Source organism: Allochromatium palmeri, assembly GCF_009720725.1.
Classification (GTDB): Bacteria; Pseudomonadota; Gammaproteobacteria; order Chromatiales; family Chromatiaceae; genus Thermochromatium; species Thermochromatium palmeri.
The window spans coordinates 42,071-64,698 of record NZ_WNKT01000008.1 but is presented as its reverse complement, the minus strand read 5'-3'; the positions used below and the strand labels follow the sequence as shown (position 1 = coordinate 64,698).

Below are 22,628 nucleotides of genomic sequence, written 5' to 3'. Positions count from 1 at the left end.
TCAGAGTTTGTCATGAATGCGTGTGGATACGGTGCTTACGGAGCGATCACCTCGCTCCATGCTATGCTCGTCATTCAATCCTGTCGACGCTCAATATACCCCAGACGAGGTCAAGGCCATGTCGCTCTCCAGTCTTGGACGGCTCGCCTCATGGATGCTCCTGTTGGCACTTCCGGCACTGCTGGCACGCGCCGAGGTGACGGATGCCGAGTCACTGCCTCCGCCGAAGATCGAGATGGCCGAACCCGGATCTGGGGTCGCAGACGCAATGGCTGTCCCTGAATCGCTCAAACCCTGGGTGCCCTGGGTGCTGGAGCAGGGACCGAATGGCCTTGACCGGCGCGCCTGTCCGCTGGATGCGCGTGGCGTCAATCGACTCTGCGCCTGGCCGGGTCTGTTGACGCTCGAACTGGATGCCGGGGGCGGTCGCTTCGAGCAGGTCTGGGAGCTGAAGGCCGAGGACTGGGTCGCCCTGCCGGGCGATGTGGAGTCCTGGCCCCAGGACGTGCGTGCCGATGAGACGCCGCTGCCGGTGGTGGCTCGCGCCGGTCGCCCGTCGGCACGGCTGCCCGCCGGCCGGCATCGTCTGACGGGACGCTTCCAGTGGCACGAGCGTCCCGAATCATTGCCGCTGCCGCCCGAAACCGGACTTCTGACCCTGGCGCTCGATGGACGCGCGCCGATCACGCCACGCCTGGATCAGGACGCGCGACTCTGGCTGCGCGATCCCGGTCAGACGCGCGCGGACGGGGAGGGCGACGGTCTGCGGCTGGAGGTCTATCGACGTCTCGATGACGACCTGCCGCTGCGCGTCCTGACCCGACTCGAACTGGAGGTCTCGGGACGCGCACGCGAGATCCAGCTCGGCCCGGTGCTGTTGCCCGATGGTATCCCCTCGAACGTCACGAGCCCCCTGCCAACCCGCCTGGAGCCGGACGGGACACTGCGCGTCCAGGTCCGTCCCGGACGCTGGGTGCTGGAGGTCGCGAGCTATCATCCAGGTGATGTGACCCAACTGGCGCGACCGACCACGCTGGCCGCACCCTGGCCCGAACGCGAGGTCTGGGCCTTTGCCGCCCAGCCTGAACGCCGCCGGGTCGAGCTGTCCGGGCTGGAGATGCTCGACCCGAGCCAGACCGGGCTGCCGGGCGATTGGGCGCGGCTGCCGGTCTATGCGGCGACTCCCGGCGCGGTGCTCATACTCACCGAGCAGGGACGCGGCGATACGGACCCCGAGCCGGATCGACTGCGGCTCGCGCGTAAGATCTGGCTGGACTTCGACGGACAGGGTTATAGCGCGCGCGATCGTCTGAGCGGCGACCTGACGCGAAGCTGGCGGCTGGAGGCGGCGCCTGGTCTGGATCTGGGTCAGGCACGGGTCGATGACGAGCCGGTGCTCATCACCCGGCTCGACGCCGACTCACCGCCTGGGGTCGAGGTACGGCGCGGTCGTCTGGATCTGATCGCCGACAGCCGTCTCGACTCCACGTCCGACTGGATACCGGCCTCGGGCTGGTCACTGGCGCTCGACGGCGCGACCAGCCGGCTGCATCTACCACCGGGCTGGGATCTGTTGGCCGTGTCCGGGGTCGATAATCGTCCCGACACCTGGCTGACGCGCTGGACACTGCTCGATCTCTTTCTGGTGCTGATTCTGGCGCTCGGTGTCGGGCGTCTGTGGGGGGCGGGCTGGGGCGCACTGGCACTCTTGACGCTGGCGTTGACCTGGCTTGAACCTGGTGCGCCGCGTCTGGTGTGGCTGCATCTGCTGGCGGCTGCGGCGCTGTTGCGCCTGCTGCCCGATCAGAGCGAATCGCGCGGGCTGGCGCGCTGGCGCACCTTCGTGCGCTGGTATCAGCGGCTGGCGGTCCTCGCACTGCTGGCGATCGGCTTGCCCTTCCTGGTTACCGAGATCCGCAGCGGACTCTATCCGCAGCTCGCCCAACCGTATTGGACTTCGACGGGAGGCGTGGTGGGTGCCCGGATGCAGGCACCGGCGCCCAGCTTCGCCTTCGATGAAGCCCTGTCGGACGCGGAGATGCTGTCCGCCCCAGCCGAACCCGAGCTGGCGCGTCGCGAGGGCAAGGCACGCCTCCAGTCGTCGCTGGCGCGCCCGGTCGCGCCACCGCCGCCTCTGGAACGGCTCGACCCCAAGGCGCTGGTCCAGACCGGGCCCGGCATCCCGGACTGGCAGTGGCGTCAGGTCGATCTGAGCTGGACCGGCCCCGTTGGACCGAACGATGGGGCACGACTCTGGTGGCTGACACCTGGGTGGCGTCTGGTGCTCGCCTTCGTCGTCGGACTGCTACTGCTGGCCCTGGGCCTGCGTCTGTCGGACCTGAAGCTCTCGGGGGCGAACCTGAAACAGCACTGGCAGACCAGGGTCAATGCCAAGGCTCCGCTGTTGGCGCTGGCCCTGATCCTGGGCGCGACGCTGGCTCCGCGTCCAGCCCTGGCGGCTGATTTTCCGAATCCGGTGCTCCTGGAGGAACTGCGCACGCGCCTGCTTGCACCACCCGAGTGTCTACCCGAGTGTCTGACGCTCTCCAGCCTGGCACTGCGCGCCGAGCCGGAGCGTTTGACTCTGGATCTAACCCTGGATGCAGCGACCGCGATGGCGGCCGCCGTGTTGGATGCGCGCTCGGGCTGGTCGCCGAGTACCGTGGTTTTGAATGGTGTCGTGCTCGACCGACTGCGCCGCGATGCCGATGGCCGTCTGCTGGTGCCGCTTGCGGTGGGTCGGCATCGCCTGCAACTGACCGGCGCGCTTGGGGCCGAGACGCGCATCGACCTGCCGCTGGCGCTCGAACCACGCCGCGTCGAGATCATCGACGCGGATGGCTGGCGCGTCGAAGGCCTCCGCGCCAATGGTCGCCCTGGACGGCAGATCCAACTCATTCGTCTGGCCAGTGCCGAGTCCGAGGGTGAGCAACCGCTGACCCAGGATGCCTTGCCGCCCCTGCTCCTGGTCGAGCGTCGGCTCGAGTTCGGACTCGACTGGCGGGTCGAGACGCTCGTGCGCCGGCTCTCGGCGCCTGAGTTTCCCGCGCTGGTTCCGGTGCCATTGCTGCCGGGCGAGTCGGTCCAGACAGCGGCACTCCAGGTCGAAGGGGGACAGGTCCGGGCCGCGCTCGCTCCGGGACAGACCGAGTTGCGCTGGACCTCCAGTCTCAAGCCAGTGGCTGAACTCGAATTGACGGCCAGCACCGACCCGCGTCTGACCGAATCCTGGTGGCTGGATCTCAGTCCGATCTGGCATCTGGACGCCATGGATCTGGCGCCGATCCATCATCGGGGCCAGGGTGAACGCTGGCTGCCGCACTGGCGCCCGCTGCCCGGCGAGCAGCTGCGCTTGCAGATCAGCCGCCCCGAGGGCGTGCCCGGACCCACGTTGACGCTCGACCGGGTCGATGTCCAGGTCGAACCGGGACGCCGTGGGACGGATACGACTCTGACCCTGACGGCGCGCAGCACCCAGGGCGGGGTCTATCGGCTCCAGTTGCCTGATGGCGCCGAGACCCGAACCCTGAGCGTTGATGGCCGCACGTTGCCGCTGCCGAGCGGCCAGAGAACCCAGGTCGAGCTGCCGTTGGTGCCCGGCACACAGGAGATGCGCGTCGGCTGGCGCCTGGAGTCACCACTGACGGCGCGCTTCAGTCCGGCCAGTCCGGATCTGGGCCTGGCGGCGGTCAATCTCACCCAGCGTCTGCGTCTGCCCGACGACCGCTGGGTGCTGTTCGCCTGGGGGCCGGGGATCGGGCCGGCGGTGCTGTTCTGGGGGCTGTTCGTTGTGCTCGCGGGGCTGGCGCTGGTACTCGGGCGTGTGCGCCTGACACCACTGCGCTGGTACGACTGGCTGCTGCTTGGTCTGGGGCTGGCGCTGTCCGAGGTCTGGGTGGCGCTGCTGATCGGCGGCTGGCTGTTCGCGCTCGGCTGGCGCCAGCGTCTGAACGTCGCGACGCTGACCTGGTGGCGCTTCGATCTGCTCCAGGTCGGGCTGGTGCTGTTCACGCTCCTGGCCCTGTCGGCCCTGATCGGCGCCGTGCAGCAGGGATTGCTCGGCCATCCCGAGATGTGGATTCGCGGTCATGGCTCCAGTGCGACCCTGTTGAACTGGTATCAGGATCGCGGCGGTCCGCGTCTGCCCGAAGTCTGGGTGGTCTCGGTGCCGCTGTGGATCTATCGCGCACTCATGCTCGTCTGGGCGCTGTGGCTGGCCGTGCGCCTGCTCGACTGGCTGCGCTGGGGCTGGCAGGGCTTTGCGCGCCCGAGTCCCTGGCTGGATCGGCCCAAGCCGGGGGCCGGGCCGGATCCCGAATCCGAACCTCTGCGGCTCGATGGCTATGACCGGGGCGATGTGGCCGAACGCTAAGGAACGGCTCAAAAACAACTTGGCTATGACGGTTTCTTCTTCCCCTCTCCCGCGAGGGGAGAGGGGCGAGGCGGTGGCCCAGCGCGACCGCTCCGGCGTCACAGTAATTTCACCAGTGCCGCGATCGCGGCGACCTGAGCGAACATCAAGGGCACTAGCCATTTCAGCAGATCGACCTTGACGCGCGCGACATCGCCGCGCACACGTTCGATGTCGAGCTTGAGTTCGGAACGTAGTTGTTCGATTTCGAGCTTGAGTTCGGCTCGGACCTGCTCGATCTCCTTTTGCAGCCTCTGCTCCGTAGCTCGCAAGTCGGCTCGCACTTGCTCGATATCATGTTTGAGTTCTGCGCGTAATTGCTCGATCTCGAGCTTGAGATTGGCTCGAACCTGTTCGATCTCCTTTTGCAGTCGCTGCTCGGTCGTTCGCAGGTCAGCGCGTACCTGCTCGATCTCTTTTTGTAGCCGTAGCTCGGATTCGCGCACATGCCCCTGTGTGGCCAGTTCGGGCAGATGCGGATAGCGATCCTCCAGCCGTTCGAAGGCCTCGGCGATCACCCGCGCTCGGGCACGCTCGTCGGGGGCGGTGCTCAGGGCTTCATACAGTTCAACGACGGAACTCATGGCATGTGCTCCACAATCAGATCTTATGACCCCTAGAGTACCGAGCACTCGTCCCGGAACCAAGCGACTTGGAGGCGCTCAGCTCTTGCGCTGCGTGAAACGCTTGAGCCGCTGCTTCTTGGCGATCTGGCGGGTCGTGAGCGTGTTGCGCTTGCCCTGGTAGGGATTGGAGCCGCTTTTGAACTCCACCCGCAGCGGAGTGCCGAGCAGTTCGAGTTCTTTGCGGAAGCGATTGATGAGATAGCGCTTGTAGGTCTCGGGCACCGAGTCGGTCTGGTTGCCGTGGATGACGATGATCGGCGGGTTGCGGCCGCCCTGATGGGCGTAGCGCAGCTTGATACGCCGGCCCTTGACCAGCGGCGGTTGATGCTCCATCACGGCTGCTTCCAGCAGGCGCGTCAGCTCAGGCGTGGACAGGTCGCGGGTGGCGTTGGCATAGGCCAGATCGACATCGTCGAGCACATGGCCGACACCGCTACCGTAGAGTGCCGAGACCCGGTGCAGCTTGGCAAAATCGAGAAAGGCCAGCTTGCGCACAAACTGATCGCGCACGCGATCGCGCGTGTCCGTGTCCAGCCCATCCCATTTATTGATCGCCACCACCAGCGCTCGCCCGCTGTCGATGATATGTCCGGCGAGTGTGGCATCCTGTTCGCCGATGCCTTCATGAGCGTCGATCACCAGGATGATGACATTGGCCGCTTCGATCGCTTGCAGGGTCTTGATGACGCTGAATTTTTCAATCGGATCACTAACACGCGCGCGTCGGCGCAGTCCGGCGGTATCGATTAGCGTGTAGCGCTGGTCGTGACCGGGTCGCTCGAAGGGAATGAAGATGCTGTCGCGCGTGGTGCCGGGGCTGTCGAACGTGACCTGCCGCTCCTCGCCGAGCAGCCGGTTGATGAGCGTGGACTTGCCCGCATTCGGACGCCCGACGACCGCGACCTTGATCCGGTCGTCGTCAATCTCCGCGCCGTCTTCGTCAGCAGCCTCGGGCAGTTGCTCGAAGACATGGTCGATGAGTCCGCGGATGCCCAGCCCCTGAGTCGCCGAGGCGGCCCAGGGATCACCCAATCCGAGCCGATGGAAGTCGGTCACGGCCAGGGTCGGATCCATGGTGTCGCTCTTGTTGACGACCAGGGTAATCGGCTTACCGAGCCGGCGCAGCCGCTGAGCGATGTCGATATCCTCGGGCGTGCAGCCGTCGCGGGTGTCGACCATGAACAGCAGATGATCGGCTTCCTCGACGGCACGCTGGACCTGACGCTCCATCAGCGCCTCGATCCCCTCCGCCGCACTGCCGATGCCGCCGGTGTCGACGATGACATAGGGACGCGGGCCGATGCGTCCGATGCCGTATTGACGGTCGCGCGTCAGGCCCGGAAAGTCGGCGACCAGGGCGTCACGGGTGCGTGTGAGCCGGTTGAAGAGGGTCGATTTGCCGACATTCGGGCGGCCGATCAGAGTGATGACGGGCAACATGCGGATCAGCGCTTCCCTTGGGTAGTGTTTTGAGTGGATGGCGGTACGGTGGTCGCACCGAGCGTCAGCGCGGCCAGCGTACCATCATCCGTATAGACATAGACGCGATTGCCCGCGACCAGTGGGCGGGCGCTGATACCAGTCTTGGTCAGGCGCGTCCGCCCCACCAGCCGCCCATCGCGTTTGTCGAGCAAATGCAGATAACCCTCGAAGTCACCGACCAGCAGCCGCTCGCCAAGCAGCGCGGGCGCGGTGAGCCGGCGGTAGCGCAATTGGTCCTGATGCCAGCGTCCGGCACCATCGGCCATCTTGGCGCCCCAGACCTGATCCTCGGAATCCGTCACATAGAGTCCGTCAGCATTGGGTCCGTCGACATCGGCCACCAGCCCGGCATGGGCCGAGAGTTCGCGACGCCACAGCACCTCGCCGTGCTCGCGATCCACAGCGGCCAGATCGCCATTGTAGGCGCCGACATAGACCGTCGGACCGACCAGAACCGGATCGGCATCGATATCGGCAATGCGCGCCAGCTCCGAGCGTCCGCTCGGTCGGGTGATGACGACCTCCCACAGCGGCAGACCGTCCTTGGGATCGAGCTTGACCAGTTTGCCGCCCGAGAGTCCGACGATCACGCCGTTCTCGGTCAGGGCCGGTGTGCTGCTGCCGCGCAGGGTCAGGACCGGCGGTGGATAGTTCACGCGCCACTGGCTCTGTCCGGTCGTCGCGTCCAGGCCGTGGAGGCTGTCGTCGAGCGTATGCACGAAGACCTGCCCCGTCGCGCTCAGACGTGGCACCGAGAGCACTTCACTGCCGAGTTGGGCGCGCCAGAGTTCATGGCCGTCCTGGGTCGAGAGCGCAACCAGCTCGCCCTGGCTGGTGCCGAGGACCAGACGTTCGCCGGCCACGTCCGGCCCGCCACTGAAGTTCAGCCCTGTTTCACGCTGCCAGAGTTCGCGTCCCGAGTCAGCCGCAAGCGCGACCACCCGGCCGCGCGCGTCGGCAACATAGAGCCGGCCCTCGGCGAGCGCCGGCACCAGATAGAGTCGCCGGCCCTCGGTCCCGCGTGTCGGGCGTGCCGACCAAAGCGTGTTGACGCCCGTCTCCTGCGCCAGAGGCGGCAGCGGGGAGGGCGGTGTCGGGTCTTTTTCCTTACCGAACCAGGGAATACCGCCGCAGCCAGTCAGCGGCATGGCCAGCAGCAGAACCAGGCTGAGCCGCAAAAGTGAAGATCCGAAGCGAAGTCCCATCATCAGTTCCTCCGCGAGAAATCCCGTCCTTCAGGGCGGGGTAGTTGACGGCGCTATCCAGTCCGCCTAACCGGCGGCAGGCAGGTTGTCGAGCTTGAGACGGATGAGTTGCGAGAGACTGCTCCCGGACTCGATCGCGCGTTGATAGGCCGCGCGCGCCGCCTCCAGGTCTCCGCGTGCGGCGGCGATGTCGCCACGCACGGCGGCGAACTCACCGGCGAAAGCGGGGCTGACGTCGTATTGATCGAGGGTCTTGGCGGCGGCATCGAGTTGATTCTCCGCGAACTGGAGGCGTGCCAGACGCACGGCAGCCAGACGTGCAATGGCCGGATCTGGGGCCGTGTCGATCGCCTTCTGGAACGTGGCCATGGCGTCCTTGGCCTGACCCGCTTCATAGAGCGACTTGGCCGCGACCAGCTCGCCGAGCGCTGAGTAGGGCGTGGAGCCGAAATCGTCCTCAAGACGCTTGACCTGTTTGGCGACAGCCTCGGCCTGTTGATCAGCGGCGTTGATCATCAGCTGCTCGAAGGCGAGTGACGCCTGGCTGGCCGTGCTTTCCTGATGGCCGATCCACAGTCGCCAGCCCCAGATAGCGCCCAGACCGATGGCCGCGCCGGCGATCACCGACAGCCCATTGTCCTTCCACCATTTCTTGATGGCTTCGACTTTTTCCTCGTCGGTTTCGTAGCTCACGACAGTCTCCGTCAATCCTCAGGTTGAATCAGTTCGGCCAGAATAGCGGCCAGATCCGCGTGGCGCAGCTCACGCTGTTCGGACTCGCCGCGCAGATCCTTCACGCCGACGACGCCGCGTTCCAGTTCCTCGTCGCCCAGGATCAAGGCGAAACGCGCGCCGCTTTTGTCGGCCTTCTTGAACTGGCTCTTGAAGCTGCCGCCGCCACAGTGCGCTTGCAACCGCAGAGACGGCAGTGCCTCGCGCAGCTGCTCGGCCAGCGCCGGCGCGGCGGCTTCGGCACGCTCGCCGACGGCAACCAGATAGGCATCGAGGCGCGGCGCGGGCGCGAAGCCGGACTGCTCCAGGATCTCGACCAGACGCTCCAGGCCCATGGCAAACCCCACCGCCGGCGTCGAACGCCCGCCGAGCTGCTCGACCAGTCCATCATAGCGCCCGCCAGCGCAGACCGTCCCCTGAGCGCCGAGATCCTCGGTGATCCACTCGAAGACGGTGCGGTTGTAGTAGTCCAGACCGCGCACCAGACGCGGATTGACCTGATAGTCAATGCCGGCGGCATCGAGTCCGGCCCGCAGGCGCTCGAAGTGCGAGCGCGTCTCCTCGCCCAGAACATCCATGAGACTGGGGGCGTCAGTCAGTAGACGCTGGGTCTCGGGGTGCTTGGAGTCGAGGATGCGCAGCGGATTGGTGGTCAGACGGCGCTGGCTGTCGGCGTCGAGCTGATCGGCGCGCGCCTGGAGATAGGCCACCAGACGTTCGCGATAGACCTGACGCTCGTCGCTGTCGCCCAGGGTGTTGATCTCCAGCCGGAAGCCGGTCAGTCCCAGACGCCGCCACAGCCGGGCAGTGAGCAGGATGACCTCGATGTCGATATCCGGACCGGTCAGCCCGAAGGCTTCCACGCCGATCTGATGGAACTGACGATAACGGCCCCGCTGCGGGCGCTCGTAGCGAAACATCGGTCCCTGATACCAGAGCCGTTGCGGCTGGACCAGCAGGCCATGCTCGATGGCGGCGCGCACGCAGCTCGCCGTGCCCTCGGGACGCAGACTGAGACTGTCGCCATGCCGGTCGGCAAAGCTGTACATCTCCTTCTCGACGATGTCGGTCACCTCGCCGATGGAGCGCTTGAACAGCTCAGTCACTTCGACCAATGGGGTGCGGATCTCGTTGTAGCCATAGCCGGCCAGCACCGCGCGCGCGGTCTGCTCGATGTGTTGCCAGAGCGCGATGCGCTCCGGCAGGATATCGTTCATGCCACGGATGGCTTGGATGTATTTACTCATGGATGGGAGCAGGATTCAGCGCGGCTGTCTGTTCTGGCCGATGGGATCATTCGACGGCATTGGGATCGAGCGAGAAGCGGGCGACATTGCCCTGGGCGCGGCCCTTGAGATCAAAGGGCCGGCCGCCGATCGTCAGTTGGGTCGCGGCGGCATTGCCGATGACGAACTTGTAGGGCGGTTCGCCGTCGAGCACGCGCCGGTCGCCTGAGCGCATCTCGCCATTGAGCACCACACGACCGTTGGCGCCACGCACATCGATCCAGCACGTCCCGGTGAATTCGAGCACGACCTCGGTAGAGGTTGTCTGGGGCGCCGGTTCGTCTGCGGCGGCCGTTTCGGTTGGGCTGTCCGCGCCGTCTTCCTCATCTGACGCAACCGGGGGTTCTTCGGCCGGCGTTTCGGGTGTATCTGGGGTGCTGACGAGCGTGTTGGCGGCGACCAGGGTTTCCGCCGGTACTGTGGTTTCGGAGGTCGTGGGCGTGCCGGGACTCGTCGACGGCTCGGCGCGTCTGAGCGGGATACTCTCAGGAGGCGCGGAGAGCGTCGATTTAGTCTCGGGTTGTGGCACGGCTGTGGTCTTGGCCGTGGATGAATCCGGGGTCAGGCTCGCTGAATCCTCGACCTTGGGGAATAGGGCAAGCGCGCCCGACTCCAGTTCGGAACTGCTCTGACCTCGCAGCCAGAACGTGACGACGCCCGCCGCCAGGCCAATCAGCAGCACGCCAGCCACCCAGCCCCAGCGCCCGAGTCCGGAAGAATCCGCCGCATCATTCGCATAACTCGATGCTTCGCCCAGACTGATCTCGCGGGTTGGAACGGCGGCCCGATACGCGGCGACGATGGGCGTCGGATCCGCCCCGAGGAGTCGGGCATAATTCTTGATATACCCCACGACGAACACGGGGGCCGGCAGACGCTCGTATTGATCGCCCTCGATAGCCTCCACGACATGACGCTGAAGATGGAGTTGAGCCGCGACCCGATCGATATCGAGCTTGCGAGACTCGCGCAGCGCGCGCAGTCGGCGGCCTGAGGTGTCGTGTGGCTCCAGCGTTTTGGGATCGTCTGAAGGCATGGTATTGATCGATGAGCTCATGGCGTGATCAGTGGTCGAGTGTCAGTAGGCGATGTCACGTAATTGGGCGATTCGCAACGTCATCCAGTGGCTTTGAGCGCCAATGGGCGAGGGCCCTGGTCAAGGTCATATCCTAGGGGGCGCGGCTCGTTGCCGTATCAGGGAAGTTCTTTTTCAACGCGTTCTGATAGAACGCGGCACGCTTGCGGTTGCCGAGCGCACGCTCGGCCTGGATACCGACCTGAAGGGCGGTACGTGAGGCCGCCGGTGTGCGAACCGTATCCGGCTTGAAATAACGGTCGATCAAATCCTTGGCGCTTTGGGCATCGCCACGCTGCATAGCCAGTTCGGCCAGACTGGCCAGGGGCGCGCCGAAGGTCGCGTTCGACTGAATGGCCGCGCGGTAGTGGAGCTCGGCCTTGGCTGTATCGCCCCCCTCGATGGCGCAGTTGCCCGCATTGGTCAGGGCGATCCAGGGCGTCGAATACACCGGATTTCCAGCGGCCTTGAGGAACTGAGCATCGGCCTCGGCATAACGGCGCTGATTGCATAGAAAAGAGCCGTAGGCATTGAGGACGTCGGGATTGTTCGGAGCGAGCTTCACAGCACGCTCATAGTGCCTGCTCGCCTCATCGGTCTGCTGCAACTGTTCGAGCAGAAAGGCCAGCCAAACATGCGCGGGCGCATAGGTTTTATCGGTCTCGACCGCCTGCTGGGCACGGCGCAGCGCGACCTCGGTCTGCCCTAGCCGGTAGTACTCCTTGGCGAGTTCGACATAGAGTTCAGCCGGACTGTCCTGTTGGCTCAGACCCAGTTCCTCGTCGCCGGTCTTCGTCGACTTGCCGCCGCAGGCGAGCAGTGACAGACAGAGACTCAGCACGAGAGACAGGCGTACCGCCAACCCCGGTATCTTCATCGCACGCTCACCCGGCTGTGGGTTTCGATCCGCACGCGCCCGAGCCGTCCGGTGCGATCCTCGACCCGTCCGACCAGTTGACCACAGGCCGCCGCGATCTCATCGCCACGGGTCTTGCGCGTCATGGTGAAGATCCCGGAGCGGGCCAGACGCTCGCGGAAGGCTTCGACCCGTTCCGGCGGCGAGGTACCGAAGTCGCTGCCGGTGAAGGGATTGAAGGGGATCAGATTGACCTTGGAGGGTATGCCTTCGAGCAGTCGGATGAGCTGCTTGGCCTGGGCCAGGCTGTCGTTGATGCCATCGAGCATCACGTATTCCCAGGTGATCTTGCGCCGTTTGTCGCCGGCGACATAGTGCTTGCAGGCCGGCATCAGCTCGGCGAGTGGATACTTGCGGTTGATCGGCACCAGTTCGTCGCGCAGTGCATCGGTCGGCGCGTGCAGCGAGACGGCCAGCGAGACATCGCTGACTTCGCGCAGCCGATAGATGTTGGGCACGATGCCCGAGGTGCTCAGGGTCACGCGGTGCTTGGCCAGCATGTAGGCCAGATCATCCTGCATGATATCCATGGCCGTGACGGCAGCCTCGAAATTGGCCAGCGGCTCACCCATGCCCATCATGACCACATTGGTCGGCGAGGCGTCGAGCTGGCGCGCGGCATGCCAGACCTGGCCGATGATCTCGGAGACGTTCAGATTGCGGTTGAACCCCTGGCGCGCGGTGGCGCAGAAGGCGCATTCGAGCGCACAGCCGACTTGCGACGACACGCAGATGGTGCTGCGCTTGCCTTCAGGGATGAACACGGTCTCGACCCGCTGCCCGTCGGTCAGCTCCATCACCCACTTGATGGTGCCATCGGCGGATGGATGGGTCTGGAGGATGCGGGGCAGCCGGATCTCGGCGGTATCGAGCAGGGCGGTGCGCAGCGTCTTGGGCAGATCCGTCATGGCGTCGAAGTCGACGACGCCATGCTTGTGCAGCCACTTGAAGAGATTACGGCCATGAAACGCCTTGAACCCCAGCGCGATCACCAGCGACTCGCAGCCGGCGAGGTCGAGGTCGAGCGGATTGGGCTTGGTTGAAATGGCGCTCATGGCGGTCCTGATCGTCTCGATCAGCGGGTGCGGGGGCAGACGCCCTCAGGGAAGAAGAACGCGATCTCGACGGCAGCGTTCTCGGGCGAGTCCGAGCCGTGCGCGGCGTTCTCGGTGAAGGAGTCGGCGAAATCGGCGCGGATGGTACCGGGCGCAGCCTGGGCCGGGTTGGTGGCGCCCATGATGTCACGATTCTTGGTCACAGCGTCCTCGCCTTCCAGCACCTGGACCATGACCGGGCCGGAGCTCATGAAGTCGACCAGTTCATCGAAGAAGGGCTTGCCCTGATGCACGGCATAGAAGGCGCTGGCCTGCTCGCGGCTCATGTGCAGCATACGCGCCGCGACGATCTTGAGGTCGGCGGCCTCGAAGCGACTCAGGATGGCGCCAATGGCGTCCTTAGCGACGGCGTTCGGTTTGATAATGGACAGGGTACGCTCAATAGCCATGCGGGCTCCTAACAAATGGGGCGTTGGTATGGATGGATTCGGAAATTCGACGCGGATTGGAACGCTGTCGGGAGGCGGCTGGTCCGGTCCGAACGCGGACTGTCCGACGGATTCCAGCGACGTTTGTGTCAGGTCGATTCCTAAGTCTAATGGTAGCGGCGTGGTCGGGCAATGGCACGATGGCTTGGATCACGGCCCGAGTCATATAAAGTCACCCTGGTTCGCGCACGCCAACCCCGGTTGAGGCCCGCTGTCAGCGCGTTCAGCGCACACAATAAGATGCGATTTTATCCGGGCTTCACAGGCGATAGGCGCTCAGAGGTCCGTCGCCTTGCCGGGCGCGCTGGCTCCACGATTTGGCGACACTGGAAACCCACTGTTACAACGGGTTATGATTCCGAACTTTTATCCGGCCGGGACTGCTCATGCTCGACATCAATCCGATCGCCAATCATATCGCCGACCTGAAGGGACGTGTCGAGTCCCTCAGGGGGTATCTTTGACTATGCCGAACGCAAAGATCGGCTGACTGAAGTCCTGCGCGAACTCGAAGATCCGACCATCTGGAACGATCCGAGCCGCGCCCAGGCGCTCGGACGCGAGCGCGCCAGTCTGGAAGCCGTGGTGCTCACGGTCGACGAAATGACCGCCGCGCTCGCCGATGCCGATGATCTGCTGGCACTCGCGGCCGAAGAGTCCGACGAGGCGACTCTTGAATCGCTCGTCGTCGATCTCAAAAGCCACGAGGGGCGCGTGTCCGAGCTGGAGTTCCGGCGCATGTTCTCCGGCGAAATGGACGCCTGCAACGCCTTTGTCGACATCCAGGCCGGTTCGGGCGGCACCGAGGCGCAGGACTGGGCCGAGATGCTGCTGCGCATGTATCTGCGCTGGGGCGAGCGTCGTGGCTTCAAGACCGAGCTGATGGAAGTCTCGCCGGGCGAGGTCGCGGGCATCAAGTCGGCGACCATCAAGTTCGAGGGCGACCATGCCTTCGGCTGGCTGCGCACCGAGATCGGCGTGCACCGTCTGGTGCGCAAGTCGCCCTTCGACTCGGGCAACCGCCGTCATACGTCCTTCTCGTCGGTGTTCGTCTCGCCCGAGGTCGACGACTCGGTCGAGATCGAGATCAATCCAGCCGATCTGCGCATCGATGTCTATCGCGCCAGCGGCGCCGGTGGTCAGCACGTCAACCGGACCGAATCGGCGGTGCGCATCACCCACAACCCGACCAATATCGTGGTCCAGTGCCAGAACGACCGTTCGCAGCACAAAAACAAGGATCAGGCGATGAAGCAGCTCAAATCCAAGCTCTATGAGCTGGAGATGCAGAAGCGCCGCGCCAGCCAGCAAGCACTGGAAGAAACCAAGTCCGACATCGGCTGGGGCAGTCAGATCCGGTCCTATGTGCTGGATCAGTCGCGCATCAAGGATCTGCGCACCGGCGTGGAGATCGCCAACACCCAGGGCGTGCTGGATGGCAATCTCGACCCCTTCATCGAAGCCAGCTTGAAGAGCGGGCTGTAAACCACTGGATCAACTGGAGCCTATCAAGCCGATGAGCGACGAGTCATCAACCGCCACCGAGGCGCTCGACGAGAACAAACTGATCGCCCAGCGGCGCGAAAAGCTGGCACGTCTGCGCGAGCGCGGCAACGCCTTCCCGAACGACTTTCGGCGTGACGCCCTGGCGGGCGAGCTGCTGGCCGAGTACGAGGCGCTCGACGCGGCTGAGCTGGAAGCGCGCGCGGTGCGCGTCAAGCTGGCCGGACGGCTGATGACGCGGCGCATCATGGGCAAGGCGAGCTTTGCCCATATCCAGGACATGTCAGCGCGCGTGCAGATCTTCGTCCAGCGCGATCAGGTCGGCGAGGAGACCTATGATCACTTCAAGCGCGAGCTGGATCTGGGTGACATCGTCGGTGTCGAGGGACAGGTGTTCAAGACCAAGACCGGCGAGCTGTCGATCCGCTGCGACAGTCTGCGACTGCTGACCAAGGCACTGCGTCCGCTGCCCGAGAAGTTCCACGGTCTGACCGATATGGAGAGCCGCTATCGGCAGCGCTATCTCGATCTGATCATGAACACGGCCACGCGCGAGACCTTCCGCGTGCGCACCGCGATCGTGCAGTTCATCCGCGACTATCTCAACGGGCGGGGCTATCTGGAGGTCGAGACGCCGATGATGCAGGTGATTCCGGGCGGCGCGGTGGCGCGGCCCTTCATCACCCATCACAACGCGCTCGACATGCAACTCTTTTTGCGCATCGCGCCTGAGTTGTTCCTCAAGCGGCTGGTGGTCGGCGGTTTCGAGAAGGTCTACGAGATCAACCGTAACTTCCGAAACGAAGGACTCTCGACCCGGCACAACCCCGAGTTCACCATGCTGGAGTTCTACGAGGCCTATGCCGACTATCACGATCTGATGGATCTGACCGAGGACATGCTGCGCCGTCTGACCACCGAGGTGCTGGGCACCACCCAGATCCAGTATCAGGGCGCGAGCTACGACTTTGGCCAACCCTTCGCGCGGCTGAGCGTGCGCGAGGCGATTCTTCAGTTCAATCCCGACCTGAGCGACGCGGATCTCGACGACCTGGATCGCGCGCGGTCAGTGGTCGAGCGTCACGGTATCACGCCCAAGCCGGGCTGGGGTCTGGGCAAGCTGCACATCGAACTGTTCGAGCACACGGTCGAGAGTCGGTTGATGGACCCGACCTTCATCACCCGTTATCCGACCGAAGTCTCACCGCTGGCGCGGCGCAATGATGACGATCCCTTCGTCACCGACCGCTTCGAGTTCTTCGTCGGCGGGCGCGAAATCGCCAACGGCTTCTCGGAGCTGAACGACGCCGAGGATCAGGCCGAGCGCTTCCGCGCTCAGGTGGCCGAAAAGGAGGCCGGCGATCAGGAGGCCATGTACTATGACGCCGACTATGTCCGCGCCCTGGAGCATGGCCTGCCGCCGACCGCGGGCGAGGGCATCGGCATCGACCGGCTGGTGATGCTCTTCACCGATTCGCCCTCGATCCGCGACGTGCTGCTGTTCCCGCACATGCGCCCGGAGTCGATTTAAGTGTTGCGGTCGGTGTAGTGGTAGCGCAGTTGAGCGATCAGGATGGCCTCGTCGACGACTGTGTAGATGATTCGGTGCTCAGCATTGATGCGCCGTGACCAATAGCCGGACAGCCCGTGCTTCAAGGCTTCCGGTTTGCCGAGACCTTCGAAGGGTGTGCGCTGAATGTCTTTGATCAGGGCGTTGATGCGCTTGAGCATGGCTTTGTCGGTCTGCTGCCAATAGAGATACTCGTCCCAAGCGTGGCTGGAGAAAGTCAGCTTCATTCAAGGAGGTCTCGCTCGATTCCCTGTCCTGATTCCAGTTGGGCGATGGAGTCGAGCAGCCGGCGCGCATTGGCCGGCGAGCGCAGCAGATAGGCTGTTTCCTCCATGGACTGGTAGTCTTCGAGCGAGATCATAACCACGGGGGATTCGCTTTTGCGCGTAATAATGACGGGCGTGTGGTCGTTGCAGACCCGCTCCATGGTTTTGGACAGGTTGGCGCGCGCGGCGGTATAGCTGATGGCGTCCATGTAAAGGCTCCGAGACATGTCGGTACAGAAAAGCGTACCAGAATGAGAGGCAGCCATCACAGATAACGTCAACGCACGCCTGTTTTCTGTGCGCACGTTCACAACTCAGTGTGATGGTCGCCTGTCGGTCCTGCCGCGTGGCTAGGCCGGAAACCCATAGGGCGGTTCGCGCAGACTCAGCACAGGTCCATCCGCGCCCAGCCGGATCTCGCCCGCGTCGACGGCGGCGATCTCGGTGACGGCCAGCAGGGCGTGACGCGCATCACCGAGCGGGCAGGCGTCGACTACCCAGCCATCGGTCTGTTGCGAGGCGCTGGACGCATTGAAGAGTTCCTCGCCCGGTTGGGGCGGCGTGTCGCGCTCGACCTCGGCCAGATACATCCGCCGCTTGAGCTTGCCGAGAAACTGCATCCGGGCGACGACTTCCTGGCCGGTATAACAGCCCTTATTGAAGCTCACACCGTCGATGAGTTGCAGATTGAGCATCTGCGGTACGAAGGTCTCGACCGTCCGGTCATAGACGTTCGGCAGACCGGCCTGAATGTCGAGCCGGGTCCAGTCAGCGGCATTGGCGGGCGCGGCCTGGGGCGCGAGTGCTTCCCAGAGCGCGCGCAGCGGCGCGAAGGGGCCGAGGATTTCGAAACGGGGCGTGGCACCCGGAATCCGGATCACGGCGATCTCGTCGGACTGAGCCAGGCCGTTGTCCAGTTCAGGCGCCGGCAGACCCTGAGCGGCGAGCAGATCCGGGGCCGTCTCGCCCGCCAGCCCAAGGCGCACCAGCTCGTCACTGGCGTCGCTCAGCGTGACCTTGGCGCGCAAGATAAAACGGCTCAAGTGCTGGAGACTGGCCGCCACGCGCTCCAGCGGCGCCTGGAGATAGACGGTCTCGCCCAGACGCATGGCGCGGAACAGCGTCAGGATGCGCCCCTTTTGATTGCAATGCGCGCTGAGCTGGGTGTGACTGGCCGACAGCTCGCGGATGTCGTTGCTGAGCTGTCCCTGCAGAAAGCTGACCGTGTCCGCGCCGCGCACGGCGATCAGCCCCAGATGCGAGAGATCGAACAGCCGGCAGGCCGTGGGTGTCGTCGGCTCTGTAAACTGGAGGCGCCCCTCAGCGTCGCTGTAGGCCGCGCCAGCCGTCAGGAAGTCTCGCCATTGATTCGTCATAATACATAGACCTCGAAAATAGACATCTAAGCCGCGTCCAGTATGCCATGCGGTTTCATGGGAGATAACAGCGCTTTGCCGACACATCAAGTGACACCGCCCCTCGATAGCCTGGTGCTCTACAAGACCAAACCGGCGCGTGTGATCGCGCTCGGCGAGAAGATCGAGATCGAGCTGGAGGGTGGTCAGACCAAGCGCGTCCGGCCCAAGGACATCGAGCTGCTGCATCCGGGACCGCTGCGTCGGCTGTCCGAACTGGTGCCGCTCGCAGGCGAGCTGAACGCGGCCTGGGAGCTGCTGGAAGGCGGCGAGACCACGCTGCGCGAGCTGGCCGAGCTGGCCTTCGACGACTATACGCCGGTAAGCGCCTGGGCTGTCTGGCAGCAGGTCGCCGAGGGGCTGGCGTTCGTCGGCACGCCCGACGCGATTCAGGTCCGCTCGCGCGAGGTGGTTGAGCGCGAACAGGCCGAGCGCGCCGCCAAGGAGGCCGCTGAGCGCGACTGGCGCGAATTTCTGGCGCGTCTGGCCGCCGCGCGTCCGGCGCCCGAGGATGTCCCGAGGCTCGGCGAAGTGGAGCGTCTGGCACTCGGTCAGTCCGAGCACAGCCGCATTCTGGAGGCGCTCGGCCATCCGCAGACTCCGGAGAGCGCCCATCGCGCCCTGATCCAGGTCGGACACTGGCCCGAGCGTCACAACCCGCATCCGCTCCGCTGCGGCGCGCCGATGGCCGACATCGCGCTGCCGGTCCCGGAGCTCAACGAAGAGACGCGGCTCGATCTTACCCATCTGCCGGCCTATGCCATCGACGACGAAGGCAATCAAGACCCTGACGACGCTCTGACCCTGGACGGCGACCGTCTCTGGGTCCATGTCGCTGATGTCGGTGCGCTGGTGCAGCCGGACAGCGAGTTGGAGCGCGAGGCGCGCGCGCGCGGCTCGAACCTTTATCTGCCCGAGGGTGTGGTCAACATGCTCCCCGGTCTGGTGACCGAGCGTCTGGGTCTGGGGTTGCAAGAGGTCTCACCCGCGCTCTCGTTCGCCATGCGCTGTAGCGCCGATGGCGAGATCCAGGATATCGAGATCCATCGCACCTGGGTGCGTGTCACGCGTCTCAGCTATGAGTTCGTCGAGCAGCGGCTGAACGAGCAACCCTTCGTCGCCCTGCGCGCCTTCACCGACCGCTTCCGTACCCGGCGCTTCGCCCAGGGTGCCAGCCGTCTGGCCCTGCCCGAGGTCAGCGTGCGCGTCGAGGACGGCCGGGTCAGCATCCGCCCGCTGCCACGACTCATGAGTCGTGAGCTGGTGACCGATGCCATGCTGATGGCCGGCGAGGCGGCGGCGCGCTTCTGTCTGGAGCACGAGATTCCCATTCCCTTCGCCGTCCAGCCGCCGCCCGATTCGACTGAGGAAAGCACGGATCTGGCCAGCATGTATGCCCGTCGGCGCGGATTCAAACCTACACGCTTGGTGCTGGAACCCGACCGGCATGCCAGTCTGGGGCTGGAGCACTACACGCGCGCGACCAGTCCGCTACGGCGCTATTCTGATCTCCTGGTCCATCAGCAGCTCCGCGCCTGGCTCGACGGTGCACCGCCGCTCGATCGCGCGAGTGTGCTGGAACGCATCGGCGAGGCCGAGCAGTCGGCCATCGCCGTGCGCCGGGGTGAACGGCTCTCGAACCAGCACTGGAAGCTGGTCTATCTCAAGGAGAATCCGGGTTGGAAGGGTCAGGGCGTGGTGGTGGCGCTCGAAGAGCGCCGTGCTGTGATCCTGGTGCCGGAACTGGCGCTGGAAACGCGCCTGCGGGTGCGCGATGCCGTGACGCTCAATCAGCCGCTCAAAATCGCCGTCAACGAGGTCGATCTAGCGGATCTCAGCGCCAGTTTCCGTCTGCTCGGTTGAATCGAATCAAGCGCCCCAGGAGCGGACCGCCCCCGTGTCGAGATGGACGAAATCGGAGCGTCGGTAATAACCCACGCCGCCACGTCCGAGTGACACGGCGGCATCACGCAGCCGACGGGTCGAGAGATCGGGGAAGCGCACATCGATGGCCTGGCCGCGCAGATGCAGGCTGCGCTTGGCGACGCCGCTGGACGCTTTTCTGAGTCGGGCGTTGGTTGCCGGCGAGCGGTAGGCGCTGATGACATCAAAGCGGGCGTCGCTGTCACCGAGCCGCAGCTTCAGATCGTAGAGGATGTCGAAGAGTTGCGGGTCCATGTTCGTGACGTCGCCGGTGCGGAAGTCACGGAAGAAATAGTTCAGTCGCTGCAGGGCGGATCGCTGGTAGCTGTCGCCGATGCGATAGGTGATGTCGACCAGCTCATCGGTATGCAGATGTCGGAACGACAGGACGCGCGGACGTTCAGTCGAGCGGCGTGAGAAAAAAGATGAGGCCGCGGTAGGAGCGGCCGCCGCGGACAGGGCCATCCCTAGGAAGTAACGTCGGTTCATGTTCCCCCCGGTACATTGGTGACGTTAGTCATTTGGAGGCTCGATTATAGTGCGCTCGGCGGTCGAGGCAAATGAAAATTTGTCCGATCTCAATTTCGGTCCATTTTTTATACTTGACACTAAAAAGAAATCATAACTATCGAGATTCAAAGCAAACCCTAATCAGCCGCGAGCACACTATGATTGCACGTCAAGCGACTTTGAGATCAGGCGGTTGGCACTTGTCATGACGTGCCTGGATGGAGTAATGCACGCTGATTTCGGGGCGCGAATGGACTATGCTATACCTGATTTTCGAATCTCGAAGGGGGGTGAGGGATGCGCGAAACGCTGAGGACGGCCTTGATGCTCAGTGCCGTTGCGCTCGTGTCCTGGGGAACGGCCCGGGCCGATATCTACAAGTACGTCGATGCGGCGGGTAACGTTTACTTCACCGATGCGCCGCTACAGGGCAGCCGCTACACGCTTGAATGGCATCGCGAGTCGCGCAAGATCGCGCGTGAGGTCAAGCCACGGGTGGAGTCGAGCATTGCCGCGCGCGGGCGTGTCATCACCAGCAAGCCCGCCCCGAAGCTCAGTCAATCGCAATCGCAGCGGCGCGAGCGCTATCATTCTCTTGTTCTGGCCAACGCGCGCCGTTACGGACTCTCGCCGAGTCTGCTCCATGCCGTCATCCGCGCTGAGTCGGCTTACAATTCCACGGCCGTCTCGCGTGCCGGTGCCCAGGGGCTGATGCAGCTCATGCCGGGCACCGCCGCGCGCTATGGCGTCAGGGACAGCTTCGACCCGGCCGAGAACATTCGCGGCGGTTCAGCCTATCTGCGCGATCTGCTCGACATGTTCGATCAGGACGTGAAGCTCGCGCTCGCCGGCTACAACGCCGGCGAGGGCGCGGTGATCAAGCATGGCCGCCAGATCCCGCCCTATGCTGAGACTCAGGACTATGTGCGCAAGGTCTTGCGCTTCTATGCCGCCGAGCGGCCGAACAGCTTCATCATGTCGGCTCGCTAGCACTTCCAGGCCGCCTCAATCTTCGCCGATGACGCGCGTTTCACGCGGGGTCGAGAGCAGACGCTCGGCCTCACCCTGCTGGCGCGCAAAGATCAGGCGATATTCCACACCGGTCTCGCGCGGTTCACTCTGACGACGCTCGCGCACCAGTTCGCGCGCGCGCTGATATTGATCGACCGTGTCGAGATGCTCCAGTTGGCGGGGTGGGGAGATCTTGTAGACGAAGTACGGCATGTCTCTGATTCCTGGTTCGATCGCAAATGCGGCGATCGGTGTTTAGCGAAGATTCTGCTTGTAGCTGGGAACCTGGGCGTTGCGCGCCTTGGAGATGTTGGCGAACTCCAGGGTGACGCTGGCCAACTCGACGCCCGAGAAATCGGCGTTGGTCAGATCAGCGCGATGGAGGATGGACCCGCCGAGGCTGGCATTGGTCAGGTCGACGTTGGTGAGATTGGCATGCCGGAAATTGGTATCCTGAGCCAGGATGCCGCGCAGCCGGGCGCCATTGAGATTCGCCCCTTCCAGATTGGCCAGATTGATCACGGCAAATCCATCGGCGGTGGCGCTGGTCAGATCGGCCTGGCTCAGATTGGCGCGTACCAGATTGGCGTCGTTGAGATGACAGTCGCGCAGATCCGCGTCCGAGAGATCGGCTTCGCGCAGATTGGCCCGGATGAAGAGGGCGCTCGTGGCTTTGACCGAACGCAGATCACTGCCGTGAAAATCGGTTCCGCGCAGATCGGCATGGCTCAGATCCGCGCCCTGGAGGTTGGCGTAGCGGATCTCGACGCCGCGCAGATCGGCCTGGGCGAGCCGGGCGCCGGCGAGGTTGGCGTGATTGAGCATCGCCGAGCGTGCCGGATGTTCGGAGCCGAGCCGGGCGCGGGTAAGATCGGCGTCGCTCAGATCGGCCTGTTTCAGGTGGGCGCCGATCAGGATGGCATCGACCAGACGCGCACCGGCCAGACAGGCACCATCGAGGTCGCTCGATGTCAGATTGGCGCCGCTCAGATCCAGCCCGCGCAGATCCGCGCCGCTCAGTTGCATGTCGCGCAGATCCGCGCCGACGAGCGAATCAGCGGCGATGGTTTCCAGGGTCGCCCCGGTTTCGCGATGTTTGATCTCGACCATGTTCCTGTGTTCTCCACGGGGTGACGGGTTTTGGTTGGCTGAAA

The 22,628-nt window shown here is 64.5% G+C and carries 20 protein-coding genes; 5 read left to right on the top strand and 15 right to left on the bottom strand.

Annotated features, from left to right (window positions below):
* Positions 1–118: 118 nt before the first annotated feature.
* Entirely contained in the window at positions 119–4,372 is a 4,254-nt protein-coding gene (locus GJ668_RS05885; protein WP_155449260.1) for a hypothetical protein, read from the top strand.
* Positions 4,373–4,470: 98 nt separating this feature from the next.
* Here the strand turns inward: GJ668_RS05885 and GJ668_RS05880 are convergent, their stop codons facing one another.
* From GJ668_RS05880 to ndk, 9 genes are all read right to left on the bottom strand, one after another.
* Positions 4,471–4,995 (bottom strand): coiled-coil domain-containing protein, encoded by a 525-nt coding sequence (locus GJ668_RS05880; protein WP_155449219.1) that lies wholly within the window; start codon positions 4,993–4,995, stop codon positions 4,471–4,473.
* 78 nt (positions 4,996–5,073) lie between these two features.
* Entirely contained in the window at positions 5,074–6,477 is a 1,404-nt protein-coding gene (gene der / locus GJ668_RS05875) for a ribosome biogenesis GTPase Der (RefSeq protein ID WP_155449218.1), read from the bottom strand.
* Between the two features lie 5 nt (positions 6,478–6,482).
* Entirely contained in the window at positions 6,483–7,727 is a 1,245-nt protein-coding gene (gene bamB / locus GJ668_RS05870) for an outer membrane protein assembly factor BamB (protein WP_155449217.1), read from the bottom strand.
* A 63-nt stretch (positions 7,728–7,790) separates the two neighbouring features.
* The gene (locus GJ668_RS05865) at positions 7,791–8,417 is read right to left on the bottom strand and encodes a tetratricopeptide repeat protein (RefSeq protein ID WP_186342913.1); all 627 of its coding nucleotides are present in this window, start codon (positions 8,415–8,417) and stop codon (positions 7,791–7,793) included.
* Positions 8,418–8,428: 11 nt separating this feature from the next.
* On the bottom strand, positions 8,429–9,703 hold the full coding sequence (gene hisS, locus GJ668_RS05860; protein ID WP_155449215.1) for a histidine--tRNA ligase: 1,275 nt from the start codon (positions 9,701–9,703) through the stop codon (positions 8,429–8,431).
* A gap of 46 nt (positions 9,704–9,749) precedes the next feature.
* Positions 9,750–10,799 (bottom strand): RodZ domain-containing protein, encoded by a 1,050-nt coding sequence (locus GJ668_RS05855; protein ID WP_155449214.1) that lies wholly within the window; start codon positions 10,797–10,799, stop codon positions 9,750–9,752.
* Positions 10,800–10,911: 112 nt separating this feature from the next.
* Complete coding sequence (pilW, locus tag GJ668_RS05850; protein ID WP_155449213.1) at positions 10,912–11,694, bottom strand: type IV pilus biogenesis/stability protein PilW; 783 nt, start codon at positions 11,692–11,694, stop codon at positions 10,912–10,914.
* Complete coding sequence (gene rlmN / locus GJ668_RS05845; protein ID WP_155449212.1) at positions 11,691–12,788, bottom strand: dual-specificity RNA methyltransferase RlmN; 1,098 nt, start codon at positions 12,786–12,788, stop codon at positions 11,691–11,693. Before rlmN ends, pilW begins: the two co-directional genes overlap by 4 nt.
* 20 nt (positions 12,789–12,808) lie before the next feature.
* Positions 12,809–13,237: a nucleoside-diphosphate kinase gene (gene ndk / locus GJ668_RS05840; protein WP_155449211.1), complete on the bottom strand. Its 429-nt coding sequence runs from the start codon at positions 13,235–13,237 to the stop codon at positions 12,809–12,811.
* A gap of 425 nt (positions 13,238–13,662) precedes the next feature.
* Here ndk and prfB point away from each other — a divergent pair.
* Positions 13,663–14,761, top strand: a protein-coding gene (gene prfB / locus GJ668_RS05835) for a peptide chain release factor 2 (protein WP_155449210.1) whose coding sequence is annotated in 2 segments (ribosomal slippage) — positions 13,663–13,737 and positions 13,739–14,761 — 1,098 coding nt in all. Because the reading frame shifts where the segments join, the coding sequence is not laid out codon by codon here.
* A gap of 31 nt (positions 14,762–14,792) precedes the next feature.
* The gene (lysS, locus tag GJ668_RS05830; protein WP_155449209.1) at positions 14,793–16,310 is read left to right on the top strand and encodes a lysine--tRNA ligase; all 1,518 of its coding nucleotides are present in this window, start codon (positions 14,793–14,795) and stop codon (positions 16,308–16,310) included.
* Here lysS and GJ668_RS05825 read toward each other — a convergent pair.
* The 3 genes from GJ668_RS05825 to ygfZ all read right to left on the bottom strand — a co-directional run bounded on the left by GJ668_RS05825 (position 16,307) and on the right by ygfZ (position 17,991).
* Positions 16,307–16,576: a Txe/YoeB family addiction module toxin gene (locus GJ668_RS05825; RefSeq protein WP_155449208.1), complete on the bottom strand. Its 270-nt coding sequence runs from the start codon at positions 16,574–16,576 to the stop codon at positions 16,307–16,309. The two genes, lysS and GJ668_RS05825, sit on opposite strands and share 4 nt — an antisense overlap.
* Complete coding sequence (locus tag GJ668_RS05820; RefSeq protein ID WP_155449207.1) at positions 16,573–16,824, bottom strand: type II toxin-antitoxin system Phd/YefM family antitoxin; 252 nt, start codon at positions 16,822–16,824, stop codon at positions 16,573–16,575. The genes GJ668_RS05825 and GJ668_RS05820 overlap by 4 nt, the downstream gene beginning before the upstream one ends.
* 141 nt (positions 16,825–16,965) lie before the next feature.
* Entirely contained in the window at positions 16,966–17,991 is a 1,026-nt protein-coding gene (gene ygfZ, locus GJ668_RS05815; RefSeq protein WP_155449206.1) for a CAF17-like 4Fe-4S cluster assembly/insertion protein YgfZ, read from the bottom strand.
* A gap of 75 nt (positions 17,992–18,066) precedes the next feature.
* Here ygfZ and GJ668_RS05810 point away from each other — a divergent pair, with 75 nt between their 5' ends.
* The gene (locus tag GJ668_RS05810; protein ID WP_155449205.1) at positions 18,067–19,893 is read left to right on the top strand and encodes a ribonuclease catalytic domain-containing protein; all 1,827 of its coding nucleotides are present in this window, start codon (positions 18,067–18,069) and stop codon (positions 19,891–19,893) included.
* Positions 19,894–19,899: 6 nt separating this feature from the next.
* Here the strand turns inward: GJ668_RS05810 and mepK are convergent, their stop codons facing one another.
* Positions 19,900–20,442, bottom strand: a complete 543-nt coding sequence (gene mepK / locus GJ668_RS05805) for a peptidoglycan L,D-endopeptidase MepK (protein ID WP_155449204.1) — start codon at positions 20,440–20,442, stop codon at positions 19,900–19,902.
* Between the two features lie 345 nt (positions 20,443–20,787).
* Here mepK and GJ668_RS05800 point away from each other — a divergent pair, with 345 nt between their 5' ends.
* Positions 20,788–21,453, top strand: a complete 666-nt coding sequence (locus tag GJ668_RS05800; RefSeq protein ID WP_246194647.1) for a lytic transglycosylase domain-containing protein — start codon at positions 20,788–20,790, stop codon at positions 21,451–21,453.
* 15 nt (positions 21,454–21,468) lie between these two features.
* Here the strand turns inward: GJ668_RS05800 and GJ668_RS05795 are convergent, their stop codons facing one another.
* Entirely contained in the window at positions 21,469–21,687 is a 219-nt protein-coding gene (locus tag GJ668_RS05795; RefSeq protein ID WP_155449202.1) for a hypothetical protein, read from the bottom strand.
* Between the two features lie 42 nt (positions 21,688–21,729).
* The gene (locus GJ668_RS05790) at positions 21,730–22,584 is read right to left on the bottom strand and encodes a pentapeptide repeat-containing protein (protein ID WP_155449201.1); all 855 of its coding nucleotides are present in this window, start codon (positions 22,582–22,584) and stop codon (positions 21,730–21,732) included.
* Positions 22,585–22,628 lie beyond the last annotated feature (44 nt).